At 62.9% G+C, this 14,743-nt stretch carries 16 protein-coding genes and 1 pseudogene; 2 read left to right on the top strand and 15 right to left on the bottom strand.

Going from position 1 to position 14,743, the window contains the following annotated elements; all coding sequences use genetic code 11:
* Positions 1 to 251: 251 nt before the first annotated feature.
* Positions 252 to 1,685, bottom strand: coding sequence for a heavy metal sensor histidine kinase (locus V6M61_RS00520; protein WP_332774589.1), 1,434 nt, complete (start codon positions 1,683 to 1,685; stop codon positions 252 to 254).
* Entirely contained in the window at positions 1,682 to 2,362 is a 681-nt protein-coding gene (locus tag V6M61_RS00515) for a heavy metal response regulator transcription factor (protein WP_332774588.1), read from the bottom strand. The genes V6M61_RS00520 and V6M61_RS00515 overlap by 4 nt, the downstream gene beginning before the upstream one ends.
* Positions 2,363 to 2,512: 150 nt before the next feature.
* On the opposite strand from V6M61_RS00515, the gene V6M61_RS00510 reads away from it, so the two are divergent.
* Positions 2,513 to 2,812, top strand: coding sequence for a hypothetical protein (locus tag V6M61_RS00510; protein ID WP_332774587.1), 300 nt, complete (start codon positions 2,513 to 2,515; stop codon positions 2,810 to 2,812).
* Between the two features lie 85 nt (positions 2,813 to 2,897).
* Here V6M61_RS00510 and V6M61_RS21000 read toward each other — a convergent pair whose 3' ends face one another.
* The 7 genes from V6M61_RS21000 to V6M61_RS00475 form a co-directional block, all read right to left on the bottom strand.
* The gene (locus V6M61_RS21000) at positions 2,898 to 3,065 is read right to left on the bottom strand and encodes a hypothetical protein (protein ID WP_442957709.1); all 168 of its coding nucleotides are present in this window, start codon (positions 3,063 to 3,065) and stop codon (positions 2,898 to 2,900) included.
* Positions 3,066 to 3,387: 322 nt separating this feature from the next.
* Entirely contained in the window at positions 3,388 to 3,687 is a 300-nt protein-coding gene (locus V6M61_RS00500; protein WP_442957708.1) for a YHS domain-containing protein, read from the bottom strand.
* A 335-nt stretch (positions 3,688 to 4,022) separates the two neighbouring features.
* Positions 4,023 to 4,379, bottom strand: a complete 357-nt coding sequence (locus V6M61_RS00495) for a copper-binding protein (RefSeq protein ID WP_332774586.1) — start codon at positions 4,377 to 4,379, stop codon at positions 4,023 to 4,025.
* 11 nt (positions 4,380 to 4,390) lie between these two features.
* Positions 4,391 to 4,900: a DUF411 domain-containing protein gene (locus V6M61_RS00490; protein WP_332774585.1), complete on the bottom strand. Its 510-nt coding sequence runs from the start codon at positions 4,898 to 4,900 to the stop codon at positions 4,391 to 4,393.
* Positions 4,901 to 4,925: 25 nt separating this feature from the next.
* Positions 4,926 to 5,396, bottom strand: coding sequence for a cupredoxin domain-containing protein (locus tag V6M61_RS00485; protein ID WP_332774584.1), 471 nt, complete (start codon positions 5,394 to 5,396; stop codon positions 4,926 to 4,928).
* Positions 5,397 to 5,432: 36 nt separating this feature from the next.
* Entirely contained in the window at positions 5,433 to 6,860 is a 1,428-nt protein-coding gene (locus V6M61_RS00480; protein ID WP_332774583.1) for a multicopper oxidase family protein, read from the bottom strand.
* 21 nt (positions 6,861 to 6,881) lie between these two features.
* On the bottom strand, positions 6,882 to 7,988 hold the full coding sequence (locus V6M61_RS00475) for a hypothetical protein (protein WP_332774582.1): 1,107 nt from the start codon (positions 7,986 to 7,988) through the stop codon (positions 6,882 to 6,884).
* Positions 7,989 to 8,213: 225 nt separating this feature from the next.
* Between V6M61_RS00475 and V6M61_RS20995 the strand changes: the two are divergent.
* Positions 8,214 to 8,330, top strand: a pseudogene (locus tag V6M61_RS20995) (DNA-binding response regulator); the annotation flags it as partial.
* Between the two features lie 360 nt (positions 8,331 to 8,690).
* On the opposite strand, the gene V6M61_RS00465 reads toward V6M61_RS20995, so the two are convergent.
* The 6 genes from V6M61_RS00465 to V6M61_RS00440 all read right to left on the bottom strand — a co-directional run bounded on the left by V6M61_RS00465 (position 8,691) and on the right by V6M61_RS00440 (position 14,606).
* Positions 8,691 to 9,032, bottom strand: coding sequence for a thioredoxin fold domain-containing protein (locus tag V6M61_RS00465; protein ID WP_332774581.1), 342 nt, complete (start codon positions 9,030 to 9,032; stop codon positions 8,691 to 8,693).
* A 151-nt stretch (positions 9,033 to 9,183) separates the two neighbouring features.
* Positions 9,184 to 10,605: an ABC transporter ATP-binding protein gene (locus V6M61_RS00460; RefSeq protein WP_332774580.1), complete on the bottom strand. Its 1,422-nt coding sequence runs from the start codon at positions 10,603 to 10,605 to the stop codon at positions 9,184 to 9,186.
* Positions 10,602 to 11,450: an ABC transporter permease gene (locus V6M61_RS00455; protein ID WP_332774579.1), complete on the bottom strand. Its 849-nt coding sequence runs from the start codon at positions 11,448 to 11,450 to the stop codon at positions 10,602 to 10,604. Before V6M61_RS00455 ends, V6M61_RS00460 begins: the two co-directional genes overlap by 4 nt.
* Positions 11,447 to 12,424, bottom strand: a complete 978-nt coding sequence (locus V6M61_RS00450; RefSeq protein ID WP_332774578.1) for an ABC transporter permease — start codon at positions 12,422 to 12,424, stop codon at positions 11,447 to 11,449. Before V6M61_RS00450 ends, V6M61_RS00455 begins: the two co-directional genes overlap by 4 nt.
* Before the next feature lie 29 nt (positions 12,425 to 12,453).
* Positions 12,454 to 13,893: an ABC transporter substrate-binding protein gene (locus V6M61_RS00445; protein ID WP_332774577.1), complete on the bottom strand. Its 1,440-nt coding sequence runs from the start codon at positions 13,891 to 13,893 to the stop codon at positions 12,454 to 12,456.
* A gap of 494 nt (positions 13,894 to 14,387) precedes the next feature.
* Positions 14,388 to 14,606 (bottom strand): cupin domain-containing protein, encoded by a 219-nt coding sequence (locus V6M61_RS00440; RefSeq protein ID WP_332774576.1) that lies wholly within the window; start codon positions 14,604 to 14,606, stop codon positions 14,388 to 14,390.
* Positions 14,607 to 14,743: the final 137 nt, after the last annotated feature.

Below are 14,743 nucleotides of genomic sequence, written 5' to 3'. Positions count from 1 at the left end.
GGATTGATCGCGGTGCTGATCTACTTGGCCTCGAGCCTTGTCATGACCCGATATGTCATGCGCAATCTGATCGAGTTTCATCCGGTTCACAACACGGTCGACAATGTATTCAGCGCCAAGATCTAGGGCCATAGGGGTCCCCTCGTTTTCAGTGCAATAAGTGACGGTTCGCAAACCCAGCCCATGGGGCTCACTCCAAAGGTGGGTCAATATTCAAGCGGCACCGACAAACTCTCAGCTACTGCAAGGCTTCAGCCCGATTTTGGCAGAGAAACACCAGCTGCCGGGAATGTCAGCGTGAACGTGGTCTCGCGGCCCGGCTGGCTGTGCGCCGTCACCAGTCCGCCATGGGCCGACATGATGGAGCGCACAATCGCCAGGCCCAGTCCGTTGCCTCCGTCCAGGCGAGCGCGCGCGGAATCGATACGGTAGAAGCGGTCGAAGATGCGCTCGAGATGGGCCGGGGCGATACCCTCACCCTGGTTGGTCACCGCCAGCGTGGCGGTGCCGCCTTCTGCAGCGATCACGACCCTCACGATCGAATCCGCAAAGGCATGGCGGATCGCGTTAGACACCAGGTTGGTAATCGCGCGCTCTACCAGCAGGCGATCGGCCATGACAACTGCGGTGCCCGTCACCTCTACCGTAACCCCACGCTCCTCAGCAATAAGCGACAGGTAGTCAGCCACCCGCTGGGCCTCTTGGGCAAGCTCCATGTGGTCGCGCTGAAGCGGGTTTTCGTTGTGATCGGCGCGGGCGATGAAAAGCATGTCGGAAATCAGGCGGGACAGCCGCTCCAGCTCGTCGACGTTGCCTTCCAGCACCTCTTGCAGGGCCGCCACTGTACGCGTATGGGACAGGGCAACCTGAGAGCGGCCCAGCAACGTTGCCACGGGGGTGCGCATCTCGTGGGCAAGGTCGCCTGAGAACTCCTGCAGCCGCCGGTAGCCCACGTCGATGCGTTCGAGCATGCTGTTGAACTCCGTTGCGAGTTCGGCCAGCTCCGTGGGCAGGCCGGAAGAAGAGACGCGCTGACTGAGCGATTGTGCGCCGATGGAGGCGGCTAACCGGTGGAAACGCCGCAACGGCGCCAGGCCCGTACGCGCGATCAACCAGGCTCCGAGCGCCACGATGAGTAGCAGCAATGGTAATCCCACCAAGGTCGCCTTGAGAAACCCTGCCAGCAGTTGCGCGTCGTGCCTTCGGTCGAGCGACAGGTAGAACCGCACGGGCTGTCCGTTGGCGACGCGACTGGTGCCCCGAATGGCACTTAGTCGTTCCCCGGTTGATGCCGCCCAAGCATGCATGGACGACGTGTTGTCCGGGACAGCGTTCAGCGCAGAGACGGATTGTCGCGCCACGGGAGAAGAACTCGCCACCACCTGGCCGCTGGCCACATCCACCAAGGCCAGGTGAAGGTCGTCGTGGCCGATCAGTAGATCGCCAAAACGGTGGCTGTCTTCGATAGTTTCGGGCGACGGGACTTCGGACAGCAGATGCAACAGCAGGTCGCGTTTGCCCTGCAGCTCCGTGGCTGAGCGGGCATCAAGCTGTTGCGACAATGCCCAGAACCCGACCACGATGGCACCGCAAGCGACGACAAGGCCGAACAAGGCGCTGGCGAACGCGGTGCGTAGCGCCAAAGAGGCCTGGAACCCGAAGCCGGGCCATCGACGCTGTGTCATGTGGCGGTCCGACGTTCCAGGACATACCCTACGCCGCGTACCGTGTGGATTAGCTTCTCTTCAAAGGGATCGTCAATCTTGGCGCGCAATCGTCGTATTGCCACTTCGACCACGTTGGTGTCCGAATCAAAGTGGATGTCCCACACCAATGACGAAATCTGTGTGCGGGAGAGGACTTCGCCGGATTTTTGGGCAAGCAGAGTCAGCAAGGCAAACTCTTTGGCCGACAGATCGATGCGTTGGCCCGCCCGGGTCGCGCGGTGCCGCACCGGATCAATTTCCAGGTCCACCACCCGCAGCACCTGGTCCACGGACGTCGGCTGGCCGCGCTTGAGCAGGGCCCGCACCCGGGCTAGCAGTTCCGGAAACTGAAAGGGTTTGACCAGGTAGTCGTCGGCCCCCATGTCGAATCCACGGATCTTGTCGTCGATCTTGCCACGCGCCGTGAGCATTAGCACGGGCACCTGCTTGGAGGTGCGTAGCGCCGACAGCACCGCAAACCCGTCAATGCCCGGCAGCATGACGTCCAGGATCACCAGATCATGGTCGCCGTTGGCGGCCGCATGCAAGCCGTCCGTGCCGTTGTAAGCCACCTCGACGGTATAGCCGCTCTCGGCCAAGCCCTGGCGCAGGTAGTCCGAAGCCTTGGGTTCGTCCTCGATCAGCAGAATTTTCAATAGAGACCTCTGTCGTGCATAACGTATTCGCAATCTGCGGGTCAGCGTGAGGCTGCACCCAGGCTTCTACAGTGAGAACCGTGATGCAGAGGTTGCAGCGCAGTTGTCCTAAGCATTAGGACAACACCTTAAAGACGATGTTAAAGGAGTTTGACCATGTTGTTTCATAAAACTGTATTTGCCCTGGCCTTGGCTGGTGCGGCCCTTCCCGCCGCCTTCGCCAACAGCGGCAGCAATTGGATTGGCGGCGAGCGAGGCTTTGAGTTCCATGCAGGGCAAAGCACCAAAAGTAGCGCCGATGTGCAAAAGGAGTTGGAGGCTTTCCGCAAGAACCCGGTGACCGCTGACGGTGGCACGCTGGTGGGCCGCGATGCCCGCTACATCCCCCCCCCAGCACAGCTATGCCTTTCAGGACGGCAAGCTGGTCCACACAGACAGCATTGCGCATGACACTCCGAAGCCCACCAATCTGGCTATGACGGATGCCGAGCGGAGCCTGTACCGGGGTCGCTAAGGCAACTGACCTTAGCATTAACTAAGCCGTGCCGGGTGAAAGCCGCCCGGCCCATCCATCAATACCCTGAGCTGCGGCCACTGCGTCGGCGTTGTCACCCAGACCGTCAAGCTTGTCGACCCCAACGCCAAGGTCGATGTCGATCTGGACAAAAAAAAAGGGCAAGGTCCAGTCGACTGAAGACCGCAAGTCTTTCGCCGCGGCACTGACCAACGCCGGTTACCCGCCTGCCGCATGAGCCAATGAGTGCACCGGGCGGTCTGCTGCCCGGTGCTGCATCCGCAACAACACACCTTCCCAATGGCTTGGCATCGATGCGCTGCAACTGATGTCTTAACCTGAGCCTGCTCTGGTTGCGGTTCAGCCCGGCGGCTTTCGGAACGGGTAGACCAGTTGCTGCGTGTAGCCGTGCGGTACCGGATCGCCTTCAACGCCAATCGCACCGAGCGAGTCTTGGGCTCGAAGTACGTTCCGAACAGGTGATCCCAGACCAGCCAGAACTCCCCAAAGTTCACCTGCGCGTCCCCATACTTTTGCCTGTGATGCCAGCGATGCAGCTGTGCCACGCCCAGCACATGCCTGAACGGCTGGCTAGGCTGCAGATAGTGTGCGGCCCAGCGATGAACTTCTCCCTGCAGTGGGCGCTGCAAAAGTAGTAAGGCTTGCCCGCGTGGTCATGCCGATGGGGTGATTGCGCTGCCACAGCCATGCCGCACACCGGATATTTGAGATGGCCTGGCGCTGCCACCTGATCCGCCAACGCCTGCCCATGCGCCCCGTGACTGTGCTGGTGATGATCGTGTTTTTCCATGGCAGACACCTTTCAGTTGACTGGCAGCAGGCCCAATCTCAATTCATCGAGGTCGTTTCCTGCGGGCGCGTCGCGGATGGCCCCTGGTCATGCGCCCCTGTTTCTTTTGTTTTCGGTCTCGCCAAAGCAGATAGCCGATCAGTACCAAAAGCAGCAAAGCAGCCGAACCTCCCGCTATAAGCGCTGTCGTCAGCGTTTCGTGCGAAGCATTGGGCAGGTTCCGAAATTCATGAGGCATCCGGCATCATCCCAAACATGAGAGCATATTCTTCTGCGTCGTGGCAGAAACTGCCGAGGAGGCGTGCCCGTCCACCCCGGCAGCCCCCACAAAGGACCTACTTGGCTGGCTGAATATCGGTGACAACAATGGCACCGCCTGCCTTCTCAGCCTTGAAGCGGATCTTGTCACCGGCCTTGACTTTATCCAGCATGACCGGATCCATGACCTGGAACACCATGGTCATGCCAGGCATGTCCAGGTTCTTGATCTCGCCGTGCTTGATGGTGATTTTCTTGCTGTCCATGTCCACTTTGCGGATTTCGCCGTCGGCCATATCGGCAGCGGCCGCCGTGGCGGTCTCTTTCCTGGCATCGCCCATGGCCATGGGTGCGCCTGCATGCGAGGCCGCAAAAGCAGAGCTTGCGCCGGCCAGCAGGGCAGTGAGAAGCAACAGGGTTTTGAGGTTTTTCATGATGGTTTCTTTCAGGATTTAGCAGGAGATTTCGAGGGATAGGATTGATAAACACGGGAACTGCCGTCAGTCAGCACCAGCAGCACGTCGTAAGCGTCGCGGGCGTTGCCCATTTCCATGCCCGGCGAGCCCACGCGCATGCCGGGCACGGCAAGTCCGCGTGCCTTGGGCTTTTCGCGCAGCAGCCGGCGCAACTCCTGCGCCGAAACATGGCCTTCAATCACGTAGTCGCCCAGGCTTGCCGTGTGGCAGGAGCCAAATTTGTCTGGCAAACCAAGCTTCTGACGGATGGGTGCCGTGTCTTTGACGTCGTGGGTCACGACCGCAAAACCGTTTTTACGCAGATGAGCCACCCATTCACGGCAGCAGCCACAGTCTGGATTTTTCCAGACCGTGATCTGGTTTGGGTCGCTGCGAGCCAGCGCGCGCAGCGGTTGACTGAAGATCGCGACGCCGACTATCGCCACCGGCAGGCGCAAGGCCGACCGGCGGGAAACAGCGCTAATGCTGGTCATCGGCATGGCCATCTTCTGTTTTCATTGCGGCCTATTTTGCCGCCACATTCACCAGGCCCTTCATGCCAGCGTCATAGTGGCCAGGCTGCAGGCAAGCGAAATCGACCTTGCCTGTCTTGGTGAACTGCCAGATGATCTCGCCGCTTTTACCTGGTGCAACTGTGACCATGTTGTTCTCGGCATGCTCCATCTCCGGGTTTTTCTTCATCACTTCATAGTGGTCCTTGAGGTCTTTGAGGGTGCCCAGCACCATCTCGTGTTTGACCTTGCCGGAATTTTTGGCGACAAAGCGAATCGTTTCGCCCTGCTTGACCGCAATGTTGGACGAGTGAAAGCGCATGTCGTCGGTCATGTCGACGGTGACCGTGCGCGTGACTTTGGAGGCGACACCGGGCTTGCCAATGGCGTCAGCGCCATGCCCGCCTGCGTGGTTGCCGGATGCCATGGCCGACATGGCCAGCAAAATACCGGGGATGGCGAGCAGGATGTTGCGTGATTTCATGAAATACCTTTCAAGGGTGGTGGTAAAAAAACTGACTCAATGCTTCATAGTGCCCATGACGGGCTTGCGGACCTGAACTTCGACTTCTTTCATGGGCATGTTCTGCGCTTTCATGGATTGGCCGCCCCCGGATGCCAAGCGCGCCGGCAAACGTGTCGGTTCAGGCAGTGAGCCTGTCCATTCGTAGGCCACTTCGCCTGCGGGGTGCTTGTACCAGCCGGGGTCTTTGTAGTCACCGGGCTTCTGATCCTTGCGCACCTTGACCATGCTGAACATGCCGCCCATTTCGACCGAGCCGAACGGGCCCTCGCCGGTCATCATTCGGGCGGTGTTGTCGGGTATGGGCATTTCCATCTCGGCCATGTCGGCCATGCCGCGCTCGCCCATCACCATGTAGTCGGGCACCACTTTCTGGATCTTGTTGACCAGACCGCGGTGGTCCACGCCAATCATGGTGGGCACGTCGTGGCCCATGGCGTTCATAGTGTGGTGGCTCTTGTGGCAATGCATGGCCCAGTCGCCTTCCTCATCGGCGAGGAACTCGATCTGGCGCATCTGGCCGACGGCCACGTCGGTCGTAACTTCGTACCAGCGCGTGCTCGGTGGCGTCGGGCCGCCGTCGGTGCCGGTCACCAGAAACTCGTGCCCGTGCAGGTGAATCGGGTGGTTGGTCATCGTCAGGTTGCCTACGCGAATCCTGACGCGGTCGTTCAGACGCACGTTGAGCGTATCGATTGCAGGGAACACCCGGCTGTTCATGCACCAGATGTTGAAGTCGCTCATCGTGGCGGTTTTGGGCGTCTTGCTGCCGGGCTCAACGTCAAACGCATTGAGCAGGAAGCAAAAGTCTCGGTCCACCTCGCTGATGTGAGGGTGCTTGGCCTTGGGGTGGGTAACCCACATGCCCATCATGCCCATGGCCATCTGGACCATTTCGTCGGCATGCGGATGGTACATGAAGGTGCCGGGTCGGCGCGCCAAAAATTCGTAGACAAAAGTCTTGCCTGCCGGAATGGCCGGCTGGGTCAGGCCCGTCACACCATCCATGCCGTTGGGCAGGCGCTGGCCGTGCCAGTGAATGCTGGTGTGCTCGGGAAGCTTGTTGGTGACGAAGATGCGCACGCGGTCGCCTTCCACCACTTCAATGGTGGGACCGGGGCTCTGGCCGTTGTAGCCCCACATGTTGACCTTGAAACCAGGCGAGACTTCGCGCACCACCGGCTCGGCCACCAAGTGGAATTCCTTGACGCCGTTGTTCATCTTCCAGGGCAAGGTCCATCCGTTGAGCGTCACCACCGGGTTGTAGGGTCGGCCGGTGGTCGGCACCAAGGGGGGTGCCGTGTCCACGGATGTCTGGTAGACGGGTTCGGGCAAAGCAGCCATTGCAGACCGCGCGACCGCCAGCCCAGCCACCGAAGCTGCGGCACCTGCGAAGAATTGACGACGTGAATTGAGGAGACTCATGCTACTTTCCTTTCAATGCTTTCAGTGGCCAGCGGCGGCAGCAGGCTCACCACCACCACCCAGGGAGACAAAACTGTCCGGGGCGCCACCTTGAAGGACCCACTGCAGGTCGGTCTCTGCGATCCAGAAGTCCCGCTGCGCATCGATGGCGCTGACCACTGCTTGTGACTGACTGGAAACCTCACCCAACAAGTCCCACACGCTCTTGAGCATGCCGTTGTAATGAAGAACGGTTTCCTCCATGATGAACTCGCGAACCTTCCGCACTTCCTCACGCGCACTCATGGCCAAGGCGTGGCTGGACAGGTAGGCCTGGCGCGCCATGCGGGCGTTGGCTCCATTGCGCATGCCCTCTGCGCGCGGCAGTTGTGCCGCAATGGCAGAAGCCCGCCCATCCAGAACCTGTGGCGACAGGGCCTGGGCCGGTAGGTCTGGCAAGCGCTCAGGGAGGGTGACAGCGGTGTGCATACCTGTGAGTTGCAATGTCTTGATGAGAGTGGCCTCTGCCTGCGTGGCTGCGTACTGCGCTCGTCGCACATTCATCTGGGCGGACGACTGCGCCAGCTGAACCTGGGCCTGCTGGAGCTTGCTCCAGTTGCCCACGCTCACCATCCGGCGACCCAACTCGTTACCGGCCTCGGCCGCATCCTGCGCATCGCGGTGTTGCTTGAGCGCCTGGCGGGCAGCGACGGCTTGAAACCACGCCTTGCGGCCCTGTGCTGCGACTTCCAGCAGTTCGTCCAGATCGTCCACCCGGCGCTGCAGGATCGGATCAAGCTCTGTCCACCGCCCTTTGGCGATCAGATCCACATTCGCTTCACCGATCTGGTTCATGGGCTTGACCAGTTCACGGTGCGCCATCCAGGCTTGGCGCACAGCGTCTTCTGACGACATCAAGCTCAGACTGGCGGCTGCCTGTTCCTGGCTTTGCGCAGTGGGTACGTTTTCTTTTTCCCATTTGAGAATGTCGGCATGGCCACGCTTGTACTGCCCCACGGCGTCGTTGGCTTCACGCCAGTTCTTCTCGGCGGACGCCGGTGCAATCTGGGCAGACACCGCCAAGGGAAGAGCCAGCACACCCAGAGCGATGGCCCGCAGTGCTGGGGAGGAGTAACGTCGATGAATCACTGATTTGCTCCTGTTCAATCGTTTCAAGCTGCACGCAGTTTGCAAAAGGGCCCCCGTCGCGAACCTTTCGATTGCATTACAAAGTTGTCAGGCTCGGTTGCGAACCGCCGCTGGCAGCGAAAATCACGTTCAGGAGAGCATGTGAAAATTCTGATTGTCGAAGACGAACCCAAGACAGGTGACTACCTCCGCCTGGGGCTGTGCGAGGCCGGCTACGCCGGAATGGAGCCGACCACCCTGCAGGTCGCCGATCTGGAGCTGGACTTGCTGCGCCGCCGGGTTACCCGCGCGGGCAAGCGCATCGACCTTACCGCCAAGGAGTTTGGTTTGCGGGAGTTGCTGTAGTGATGTCCTTCCGAAGAAGATCACTGAGTCATGAGCGAAGCTTAGCAAGCAGCGCGTTTCAACCAGCAAACCAGAAAATTTCAAATTTGTAATCTGCAACGGCTCTGTTACGAAAATTCGACGCGGGATTGATATATGCCCGTTTTCAGGACCGGGCCGGAAGGGGAATCAACACGGGCGCCCCCGAAAATCAGTATGAGGCGACGCTCTGGGCGAGCGCTGCAAGGCCCTACAGAGCCACCAACCGGGCGATTGTTGCGTTTTCTGCGCCTACGGATCGGTGGAGGGGCCACCGATGCGGATGAGAAAAGGCTTTCTGCAGCTGACAGCAGCGGGAACGGGCTGTTCCAGCCGAGCTCAAGGCCCCAGCGCCCGGTCCAGCGATGCCAGGAACTGCTCCGAGGCCTGGTACCCGATCACGCGCAAGGCCACTTCCCGGCCCTGCTTGTCGAAGAACACGATGCCCGGGGGTCCGAACAACGAGAACCGCTGCATCAGCGCGCGATGGTCCGGGGTGTTGGCGGTAACGTCTGCGCGCAGCAGGACTGCGTCCTTCAAGCGGGTCTGCACCCTCGGATCGGCAAAGGTCAAGCGATCCATCTCCTTGCACGACACGCACCACTCGGCCCAGAAATCCAGCATCACGAACTGGCCCCGGGCCGCCCCCAGCCGGCTCTCCAGTTCGGCCAGGTTGTTCACGGGCTGGAACGTGAGTTCCCGTCGGTCGATGTTGGCGGAGTGCCGCGGAAGCCGGCCAGCGGCGGCAGGACGTCCCGGGGCCCCGCCAGAGCGCCGACGTGGCTCGTCGCAATAGCGCGGCTGAACCGTCGGCCTCCTGCGGGACCACCTGTCAGTGCTGGGCCATCATGATCTGGCGATGGCTGCTGGCGCGCGCGAGCGACGCATCGTGGCTGACCAGCAGCACCGCGCACTCGTGCTGCTGCGCGGCGCGACAGATGAGCCGCATCGTGTCCTGCTGCGTGATCAAGTCCAGGCGCGAGGTCGGCTCGTCGGCGAAGATGAAGGCGGGTTCGAGCAGCAGCAGCCGCATCAGGGAAATGCGCTGGAGTTCTCCGCCGGAGACCTCGCTCGGCAGGCGGTCGAGCAGTTCGGGACGCAGGCTCAGCTCCTGCATCAGCGGCCCGATGCGCGACCCGTCGAGGCCGTGCAGCCGCACCAGATCGTTCAGGGCGTCGCGCAAGCGGCGCTGCGGCGGGAAGGCGGCGAGCGGGTCCTGGTACAGCTTGCCGAACTTCCAGCGGGGCACGGAGGAGCGAAGCACTTCGCCACGGTCCGCGGACTTGACTCCCAGCAGGATGTTCCCCAAGGTAGTCTTGCCGCATCCGCTGTGGCCGGACACCGAGACGACTTCGCCTGGCGCGATGGAAATGTTCACGTCGTCGAACAGCCGCCGGGTGGCGTAGCGCTTGGACAGGCCGCGTCCCTGGATCACAGGGATCACAGCGGTGCCGTGCTTCGGCTTCAGCGGCTGCACCAGCGGCGACCATTTGGCGGGCATGGCGGCGACCAGCGCCCGTGTGTACTCATGCTGCGGGTTCGAGAGCACCTGCTCCGCATCGCCCATCTCCACCACGTTGCCGCGTTGGACCACCATGAGGGTGCCGCCCAGCTGGCGTGCGAGATCCAGGTCGTGCGTGATGGTCAGGAGCGCCTGGCCCCGGCCCTGCGCGGCGGCCAGCAGCTGGGCCACCTGCTCGCGGGAATCGTCGTCCAGACCCTTGGTCGGTTCGTCGGCGAGAAGCAGTCGCGCGCCACCCATGCCGGCGGCGACCACGCCGACGCGTTGCGCCATGCCGCCGGAGATCTGATGCAGGTACTGGTGCGCCGCATGATCGACGCCCAGCTGCTTCAGTCCTGCGAGCGCCGCGGCCCGCGCCTGCGGCCAGCTGGCCCGGGTCACATAGTGCGCGCTCTCGGCGACCTGCGGCAGGATGCGCATCAGCGGGTTCAGCGTGCTCCAGGGCTCCTGCGGCAGCATCACCACGGTGTTGCCCCACAGGGGCTGTGTGCGGCTGCGCTGGCCGTCGGTACGGTGGCCGGCGATCTCCACGCAGCCGGAAGTCTGCAAGGCGTCCGGCAGGATGCCGATGATGGCCTGCGCAAAGATGGACTTGCCCGAACCCGATTCACCGATCAGGGTGAGGCGCTGCTCGGCGTGCAGCTCCAGGTCGACGCCCTCGAACAGCAATGCGCCCGTCGCTTTCAGCCGGACACGCAGGTCCTTCACGCGAAGTAGAACTTCCTTGCTCATGATTCGATCCTTTTAGCGATGGCGACAGACAGAGATTGCAACACCAGCACCGTGGCAGCGAGCAGCAGCACGGGAGCCGCGAGAAGCCAGGGAGCTTCCCCGTAGTAAGGCAAGGCCTCGGTCATCATCTGGCCCAGTTCGGCGGATGGTGGGCGCACGCCGACGTTGATGAAGCCCAGTGCCGCCAGCGCCAGCACCGCGTTGGCGACGGCATAGCTCCACAGCTTGAGCAAGCTGCCAGACAGCGGCGGCCAGATGTGCCAGCGCAGGACATACATGCTGTTGAAGCCCAGCATGCGCGTCGCCTGGACCTGGTCGCCCATCAGCAGCCCACGCGCGGTGGGCCGGATGAAGCGGAAGAACTCGACCCAGGCGGTCAGCACCAGGCCGCTGTACAGGGCCCACTTCTGTCCGGGTGCGAGGGCGCCGATCAACAGCACCCACAGCAGCCCCGGAATGGCGGCGATCGCGTCGGCCAGCAAGTTGCAGGCACGGTCGACCCAGCCGCCCCACCAGGCGGCCAGCAGACCCAGGGCCGCGCCGACGCACACTGCCAGCGAGGCCGAGGCAACGGCCAGGCCGAGCGAGACGCGCGCGGCCTCGGCCAGCCTGGCCAGTACGTCGCGACCGAGATGGTCGGTCCCCAGCCAGTGGCTGGCTCCCGGGCTGGACAGGATGCCCGTGAGATCCTGGTTGTGCGGGTTCTGGGCCAGCCAGATGCTGGCCACCGCCCAAGCCGCGAGCGCCAGCAGGATGGCCGCTGGCCGCCACGGACTTGCGGGTCGAGGGGCCGACGCGAGCACCGGGGGCTGCGCGCTGTTAGCCGTAGACAGAACATGGCTCATGCGAATTCTCCTTCTGACGCCACGGCGCCGTTGCCCTCACGCTGCCGGGGGTCGAGCAGCTTGACGATGGTGTCGACCAGGGTGTTGAGCACCACGAACAGAAGCCCCATGAGCAACGCCGCCCCTTGAATCACCGGCACGTCGCGCTCGACGACCGAATGCACCAGCGCGTGGCCGACGCCCGGCCAGGCGAACAGGGTCTCGACGACCACCACACCTTCGATCAGCAGGATCAGCTGCACCCCCGAATAGGCCAGGGTGGGCAGCGCCACGGCCGGCGCGGCATGGCGCCACAGTGCGGCGCCGAGCGGCAGGCCTTTGATCTGCGCGAACTCGAACGCGTCGGACGCGAGCACCTGCTCCAGCCGCGAGCGCACGACCTGCGCGATGCCGCCGCACAGCGCCAGCGCGAGCGTGAGCGCCGGCAGCACGACGTTCTCAGTGTCACCATAGCCTGCCACCGGCAGCCATTTCAGATGCACGGCCAGGCCCAGCATGAGCAACAGGCCGATCAGGAACGGCGGGCTGCCGCGCAGGACGGTGCACACCTTGTCGATCGCATGCGCGATCCAGCCGCGACGCACCTCCGCGATCGTGCCGAGCACCACGCCCAGCACGACCGCCAGCACCCAGGCAGCCAGCGACAGATGGAGCGTGGCGCCCAGCGTAGGGGTCAGGTGCTCGAACACCGACTCGCCGGAGACCATGGACGTGCCCAGGCGGAAGCGGGCCAGGTCGCCGATCCATATCAGCAATTGCTGCCAGGCCGGCAGGTCCAGGCCCAGTTCGGCGCGCACTGCGGCGGCGGCCGCGGCGTTGACGTTGTCATAGCCGTAGCGCCCCGCGGCGACGCGAAAGGCTGCATCGCCGGGAAGTGAGCGCGTGAGAAAGAAGCTCAGGATGCCGACCACGACGGCGACGAAGCCTGCCTGGGTCAATGCACGCAAGCCACCGGAAAATAGAATTCGAAACATGGCGAGTCCTTAGGGTTGAGCCTGGGGCATCACTTCCAGGCCAGCTGGCTGATGCGATACGACGTCTCGTAGGGGTCGAAGCTCAGGTTTGCAATGCGCCCGCTCGCGCTCGAGGTCTGCTGGATCCAGGCGATCGGGATCACCGGCAGCTCGGTCTGCAGCACCGAGGTGATGGTCGAGCGCAGCTGCGGGCGGGCCTTCTCGTCCGACCCGGTCATCAGGGAATCGAGGGCCGCCAGCAGCTTCGGACTGCTCCATCCCATCGCGCCCCAGTCGCCGCCCTTCGGGCCGTAGTCCTGCTGGAGCGTGGCGATCGGATCGGGCACCAGCGCGTAGCTGCGCGCCACCACCGCGAGCTCCAGCGTCCCGTCGTTGTGCCCCGCGGGGATCTCGCCCGCGTTGACGATGGCGACGGCGGCATCGATGCCGGCCTGCCTGAACTGTGCCTGCAGCACGGTGGCTATGCGGGGCAACTCCGGCCGGTCGGAGAACGTGCGGATCGTCGCCTTGAAAGGCTGCCCGTCCTTGTGGAGGATGCCGCTGGCATCCGGTTGCCAGCCCGCCGCCTTCAGCAGCTCGCGCGCTTGCGCCAGGTTGTGCTCCAGCGGCTTGAGGCCCTTGACGTGCCAATCGCCGAGGGACGGCGGGAACATCTGCGTCGCCTGGGCCGTGGGCTCACGCAGGATCGCCTTGGCAATGCCTTCGCGATCCATCGCCAGGCTGAGCGCCTGCCTCACCCGAACGTCGGCGAACTTGGGATTTCCGGCGTTCACCTTCAGGGAGACAGTGCGCGGCATCGAAATGGTGTGGAACTGCACGCTCGACTTGCCCTTCAAGCGGTCGATCGTGACGGCGTCGTGCGTGAACACGAGATCGGCTTTGCCGCTCTCGGCCATCATGCCGCGCGTCTCGCCCCGGCTGGCGGCGAGATAGCTGACCTTCTCGATGGCCGGCGCCTTGCCGTCGTACTGCGCGAAGCGCTCGGTATCCATCCGTTGCGGGATCTGCAGCTTGCTGATCTTGTACGGACCGGAGCCGATCACGGCCTTCATCGAGCCGTCGGCTCCATAGGAAGCAGGAGCCAGGATCTGGGCGCTGCTGTGCGCGAGGTAGGCCAGCAATGGCGCGAAGGGCTTGTCCAGCTCGATGACGACGCTGCCCGCCGCAGCGGAGATCTTCTTGATGTTCGCGCTTTTCAGCACGCCCGGCTGGGTCAGGGCCCGCTCGAGCGACTTGACTGCCGCCTCGGCCGTGACGGGGGTTCCGTCGTGGAACTTGGCACCAGGCCGCAGCTTGAACTGCCACTTGAGCTGGTCCGGCGAGGTCTCCCAACTCGCCGCCAATCCGCCAGCCAGTGCGCCGGCGTTGTTCACGGACACGAGCGTCTCGGCGATCTCCAGCCGCGTGAAGACGTAGCCGGCCTTCGACGGATCGAGGTTGGAAATCTCCCAGGGCGCGACGACGGACAAGGTCCGATCTGGGCCTTGGGACTGAGCCCAGGCGACGTGGCCCGCTAACGCAGTCGCGCCAGCCATGGCGAGACGCAGGTATGCACAAGCCTTCATGTTTTGTCTCCTTCGTTGTAATGAGTGATCCGACCCGCGAGACATCGCGGGCCGTAAGGCAATAGTAAGGACGTGCTGCGTTATTTAGTGCTGTTGCGGAAGATGACGGCAACACAAAGTCTCGAACTTGATCTGCGCGAAGAGCAATAGTGCCGCGCCAGACGCCGCTTGACAACGGCGTCGCGCTAGGCGGTATGCGCGCACCAAGACTTGGTGCGCTGGCAGGCCAGCCCAGGTCCGTCCATGGGGGGCCAGCATTCGAATGGAGGGCTTGGAGAGCTGAACCAGGAACCAGGTAAGCCGTCCGCAGTTCGCCCGAAATGAAAAACGCGCCGGAGGTGCCAGCGCGGCGCGTCAGTCGCTTAACTTGTCGGGAAATTGAGGGAGTAAGGAGCGGGTCAAATCGCGCAGCCGCTCGTGCCCCTTCCCACCGGCGCCCCCCCCAACACCTTGCGCACGGTTTCGATGGTGCGCCAAGTGCCGATGTAGCCGGGCTTCATGATGAAGCAGCCGCCAGCCCTGTAGGTCAAGGTCGGTTGACCTTGCTCCGTAACCTCCGCCACGCTGGAAAGGATCAGGCAGAACTCCCACGTTTCGCCTTTGATGGAGTGGTTCACACCCACCGTGGACTCGAAAACCCCGCGCGGACTTTGCCGTCTTTCGCACTATTGACGTCCCAGTTGCAGCATACGACATCGCCCTCGATGACACGATCCGCCGGTGGTCGGTATTCGCGCGGCTCGCCAAGTTGGTC

This window comes from Polaromonas sp. (assembly GCF_036676035.1).
GTDB lineage: Bacteria > Pseudomonadota > Gammaproteobacteria > Burkholderiales > Burkholderiaceae_C > Polaromonas.
The sequence above is the reverse complement of the archived record's forward strand: the minus strand, read 5'-3'. Positions and strand labels throughout refer to the sequence as shown.

Excerpts from the sequence above, each read along its gene's own strand:
- V6M61_RS00520 (WP_332774589.1), bottom strand. The coding sequence starts at position 1,685 with ATGACACAGCGTCGATGGCCCGGCTTCGGGTTCCAGGCCTCTTTGGCG.
- V6M61_RS00480 (WP_332774583.1), bottom strand. The coding sequence starts at position 6,860 with ATGAGTCTCCTCAATTCACGTCGTCAATTCTTCGCAGGTGCCGCAGCT.
- V6M61_RS00455 (WP_332774579.1), bottom strand. The coding sequence starts at position 11,450 with ATGAGCCATGTTCTGTCTACGGCTAACAGCGCGCAGCCCCCGGTGCTC.
- V6M61_RS00460 (WP_332774580.1), bottom strand. The coding sequence starts at position 10,605 with ATGAGCAAGGAAGTTCTACTTCGCGTGAAGGACCTGCGTGTCCGGCTG.
- V6M61_RS00490 (WP_332774585.1), bottom strand. The coding sequence starts at position 4,900 with ATGCCGATGACCAGCATTAGCGCTGTTTCCCGCCGGTCGGCCTTGCGC.
- V6M61_RS00500 (WP_442957708.1), bottom strand. The coding sequence starts at position 3,687 with ATGGAAAAACACGATCATCACCAGCACAGTCACGGGGCGCATGGGCAG.
- V6M61_RS00450 (WP_332774578.1), bottom strand. The coding sequence starts at position 12,424 with ATGTTTCGAATTCTATTTTCCGGTGGCTTGCGTGCATTGACCCAGGCA.
- V6M61_RS00485 (WP_332774584.1), bottom strand. The coding sequence starts at position 5,396 with ATGAAATCACGCAACATCCTGCTCGCCATCCCCGGTATTTTGCTGGCC.
- V6M61_RS00495 (WP_332774586.1), bottom strand. The coding sequence starts at position 4,379 with ATGAAAAACCTCAAAACCCTGTTGCTTCTCACTGCCCTGCTGGCCGGC.